A 4,588-nucleotide genomic window follows, 5' to 3' on the forward strand; every position below is an offset into this window, starting at 1 on the left:
TCCGCGTCGAAGAAGGCGCGCAGGTCCGGCATGCCGTATTTCAGCATGGCGATGCGGTCGATGCCCATGCCCCAGGCGAAGCCCTGGACCTGGTCGGGGTCGAGGCCGCAATTTCGCAGCACGTTCGGGTGGACCATGCCGCAGCCGAGGATCTCGAGCCAGTCGTCGCCCTCGCCGAAGCGGATCTCGTCGCCGGTGCGGCGGCACTGGATGTCGACCTCGGCCGAGGGCTCCGTGAAGGGGAAGAAGGACGGCCGGAAGCGCATCTTCACCTCCTCCACCTCGAAGAAGGCGCGGCAGAACTCCTCCAGCACCCAGCGCATGTTGGCGATCGTCGCCCGGTCGTCGATCACGAGGCCCTCGACCTGGTGGAACATCGGCGTGTGGGTCTGGTCGGAATCGTGCCGGTAGGTGCGGCCCGGGATGATGACCCGGATCGGCGGCGCCTCGCTTCGCATCGTGCGGATTTGCACGGGCGAGGTGTGGGTGCGGAGCACCTTTCGCTGGCCATTCGCATCCGGCTTCAGGAAGAAGGTGTCGTGCATCTCCCGGGCCGGGTGGCCGACGGGGAAGTTGAGCGCTGTGAAGTTGAGCTCGTCCGTCTCAATGTCGGGACCCTCGGCGACGCGGAAACCCATATCGGCGAAGATCGCCGTGATCTCGTCCACCACCTGGCTGATCGGGTGGATGCGGCCGGTAACCTCCGGCCCGGGCCGGACCGGCAGCGTCACGTCGATCCGCTCGGAGGCGAGCCGGGCGTCGAGGGCGGCATTGGCCAGCACGTCGCGGCGTGCAAGGAGCGCGGCCTGGATGGAATCCCGCAGGCTGTTGACGAGCGGGCCCTGGACGCGCCGCTCCTCGGGGCTCATCCGGCCGAGCGTCTTCAGCAGCTCCGAGACGGAGCCCTTCTTGCCGAGCGCCGCGACGCGGACAGCTTCCAGCTCCGCCGCGTCCGATGCGGCCTCGATCTGCTGCCGGAGATCCTCCTCCAGCGCGCCCATTCCACCCTCGTCCATCACCCTCGAACCTGCACCCTCGATCCTGACCGGAGCGCGCTATTGGCACGCGGCCGGCGGGGCTGTCGAGGAAGCCGGCGCAATCAGGCCGCGACGCGGGTGCACTCCGCCCGCCGGAGCGCCCAGACGACGCCGGCGAGGATGACCGCGAAGGCGGCGAGGCCGACCGGCTCCGGCAGGGCAGGCCACAACCGACCCATCCCCCAGAAGGCCGATGCCGCCTGGAGCCCGGCCATGTAGATCGCGAAGGCGAACCAGAGCGCGGCGCTCGGCCGGGTGAAGGCTTCGCGGTTCCCCGAGAGGGCGCCGTCCGGGCCGAAACGCCCGGCGAGGGCGCGGCCGAGCAGACTCGCGAGGTAGAGGAGGATGACCAGCATCGCGAGGCCGGCCACCGGCTGGGCGACGTCGCCGCGGCCGTCGAAGGGCAGGGTGCAGAGGGCCGAGGTGACCTGCGCCATCGCGGCGACCGGGACGAGGAAAGGCCGGATGCAGGCGAGCACGATGACGACGAGCTCGAAGGGGTAGAAGAAGCGGTCGTGCATCTTCGGGAGCAGGAAGGGCACGAGCGCGAGCGACACGGCGGCCGCCAGCAGCAGATGCTCCGGCGGCAGTTTTGGTGCCCGCCCGACCCGGGCGGCGAAGACGAGGCCGGCGACCAGCGTCGCCACCAGGCCGACCACTAAGCCGGGGCCGTAGAGCGAGTCCGGGATCAGGAGGTAGAGGTTGGCCGCCCCCTTGGAGAGCGACGGGAAGGCGCCGGCCTGGTCGGCATAGAGGAGGAGGATTTCGCGCAAGGGCCGCCCGGCGAGGAGGGCCGGGATGGCGAGCGCGAGATAGACGACCGGGATCGCAAGCAGCCAGGCGGCGCGGGCGGGGCGGCGCCAGATCAGCGCGAGGACGAGCGGCCCGAGGAAGACCGCCTGCAGCTTGACCGAACAGGCGACCGCGAAGGCGACGAAGCCCGGCCCCATCCGGTCGCGGCAGAACAGCAGGAGGGCGAGGAGGAGGAAGAAGGTCCAGATCGAATCGCATTGGCCCCAGAAAGCGCCGTTATGGAGCACGCTCGGCGCCAGCCAGACCGCCGTGAAGGCGATCGCCCGGCGTTCCGGCCGCGGATCGACGAGGCCGACGAGGCGGGCGGCCAGCAGCGCGGAGCCGAATTCGAACGGGTAGGAGATGAGCTTCACGAGCGTCAGCGGCGCCGCGAGCCCGTCGAGCTGCGCCACCGCGACCAGCAGGTAAGTGTAGACCGGCGTGTAGTTGGTAAAACCGGTCGCGAGCGCGGCCCAGCCATGCTCGGCGGCGTAGAGATACCAGGGCCGGAGATAGAGCGTGACGTCCGGCGTCTCGTAGTCGAGGAAGGCGAAGCGCAGCCCGAGACCGAGCGCGAAGGCCGCGAGCGCGATCGGGCGGGCGGAGCTCGGGGTCAGGGTCACGCGCGGCTCCGGCAGGGTCGGTGCAGGCTGGCCCAAAAGCCTTAACGCGGGCTTCGCGCCCGGCTCGACACCAGAACGAAACCGGAACAGAACCGGACCCCACCTTCGGGAGATTCGCCCATGCCGGGTCTCGTGCGCCTGTCGGACTATCCCTATGCGAGGCTGCGCGTGGTGTGCCGGCCGTGCGGGCGGCAGGGCCTCTACAGCCTCCCTCGCCGGAGGGGACGAGGGGCGTGTAGCCAAACTAGGAATATATGTCAAGAGGACGGTGGTGAATCGTCCAACCGTCATGGCGAGCGAAGCGAAGCAACCCAGAGCCCACCCGCTACTTTGCGGCCCCTGGGTTGCTTCGTCGGCTACGCCTCCTCGCAATGACGAGAGAGCACGCGGCCCCACCCCGCATGAACCCCACCCGCAGGCGCCGATCCGCCCCACACTCGCGACGCCTCATGAGCGCGCCCCTCGGTGGACGAGACGAACGGTGTATATTCCTATCTGGCGATAAATGTCGAGCGCCGCGACGCCAACCCTCTCCCGAACGGGACCGGCGAAGCCGGCGAGAGAGCGGACTGGGGCGGCATTCCGAGCCGGGTTAGGGAGGAGGGCTCAGGGAGCCACTCCCGTGCGGTCGAGGAGGTGCGCTTCGCCGTCTCAAAGCACCGAGCGCCGTCCGCTACTCCTGGCTAGGTGTGACGGCAACGGCACATACCATTATTCTCAGTTCAATGTGGCTTAGGCCATATGTGACCGCGACGGTCGAGGACGGCAAGGCCTGAGCCTCTCGCCGAGATGTCATGAAGAGTTCACTGGCCAAACAAAGCTCCTCTCAACATACTGCTATACCACGGTAACTCCATTCACTATCGCGCCAGCCTGATCTTTCACTTCGGTGGTAAGTGCAGGCATTGCCGTCCCTGACCGCAGCCGTCGAAAGACGGCACTGCAACTTCGACCAACGTATAAATCTCAAGGCCATGATTTTGCGCGCTATTCGATGTTGCCAGAGCTAATATCGATTGTTACTCGTTGACTTATCCGATCGAATGATCCACGGTGAGGTGGGATGTAGGCCATGGATGAAGACGTCGAACTTAGAGCCTTGCAGCAAGCAGCCGCCGGAATCGCGCAACTTGACGAGGCGGCTCAGAAACGCGTCCTGACTTGGTTGTGCGACAAGTTCAACGTGAGTCGCGCGGCGACACCAGCGCACATTAGAGAGTCAACGCCTAATGTAGCCGCTAGCGAGGGAGCCTCTCAAACGTTTGCCGATCTCTATCACGCAGTTGGGCCGAAGCTCGACAGGGAGAAAGTCGTTGTGGCCGCCTATTGGCAAAAGACCCAGGGCGCCACCCAGTTTCAGTCGATAGAACTGAACGCAATGCTCAAGGATCTTGGTCACGGCGTCGGCAATGTTACGGACGCGTTGTCGTCAGCAATGAGAGAGAAGCCAGCGCTGATCATTCAGCTGCGGAAGGCCGGAAGCTCTCGGCAGGCGCGTAAGTCTTACAAGGTCACCGAGGCCGGCTGCCGATGGGTCGAGGCGCGGCTTACGCGGGAGGCTGAGCAATGAGCGAAGTGAAGGCTATCGAAGCTGTAGACAACGCGCTCGGTGCGCTTAACCCGGACGAACGCGTCCGTGTCCTGAGTTGGGCGCAGCTGAAATTCGGCGCTCCGGCGCTGATCGTTCCGCCGGTCGATCAGGCGGGACTGGCGAAGCCTAGCGCCGCATTGATGCCGCTACCCGCGAACCCCGGGACAACGTCGGCAAAGGGCAAAACGTCGAAGAAGTCTAAGACGATCATCTCCATGGACAAGAGTCTCAACCTGAGCCCACCAGGCAAGCAGTCTGCGGGTCAGTTCGCCGCTGCAAAATTGCCGACGAACGTGAAGGAGAAGTGCGTCGTGGCCGTGTACTACTTGCGAGACACAATCGAGATAGAAAAAGTGACTGCACAGGCCGTCTTCACCTACTTCAAGCACCTCCAGTGGCCCGTCCCGGCTGATCTAAAAAATACACTGCAGCAGGCGGGGACTGCAGGCTGGCTCGATACTGCCGACAGCGAGGACATCAAGCTCACGTCCCTAGCAGGCTGTTGAAGAACCCGCTCGCGCCGGCTGCTCGGCCGTGATTCACTC

General features: G+C 65.7%; 4 protein-coding genes. 2 read left to right on the top strand and 2 right to left on the bottom strand.

Going from position 1 to position 4,588, the window contains the following annotated elements; translation table 11 throughout:
* Both pheS and ACFE87_RS24655 read right to left on the bottom strand, forming a co-directional pair.
* On the bottom strand, positions 1-1,016 hold a 1,016-nt coding region (gene pheS, locus ACFE87_RS24650), incomplete at its 3' end, for a phenylalanine--tRNA ligase subunit alpha (RefSeq protein ID WP_375462298.1).
* An 83-nt stretch (positions 1,017-1,099) separates the two neighbouring features.
* Positions 1,100-2,452 (bottom strand): hypothetical protein, encoded by a 1,353-nt coding sequence (locus tag ACFE87_RS24655; protein ID WP_375462299.1) that lies wholly within the window; start codon positions 2,450-2,452, stop codon positions 1,100-1,102.
* A gap of 1,072 nt (positions 2,453-3,524) precedes the next feature.
* On the opposite strand from ACFE87_RS24655, the gene ACFE87_RS24660 reads away from it, so the two are divergent.
* Both ACFE87_RS24660 and ACFE87_RS24665 read left to right on the top strand, forming a co-directional pair.
* Positions 3,525-4,022, top strand: coding sequence for a hypothetical protein (locus ACFE87_RS24660; RefSeq protein WP_375462300.1), 498 nt, complete (start codon positions 3,525-3,527; stop codon positions 4,020-4,022).
* Entirely contained in the window at positions 4,019-4,549 is a 531-nt protein-coding gene (locus ACFE87_RS24665) for a hypothetical protein (protein ID WP_375462301.1), read from the top strand. Before ACFE87_RS24660 ends, ACFE87_RS24665 begins: the two co-directional genes overlap by 4 nt.
* Positions 4,550-4,588 lie beyond the last annotated feature (39 nt).

It is taken from the genome of uncultured Enterovirga sp. (assembly GCF_964242715.1).
GTDB lineage: Bacteria > Pseudomonadota > Alphaproteobacteria > Rhizobiales > Beijerinckiaceae > Enterovirga.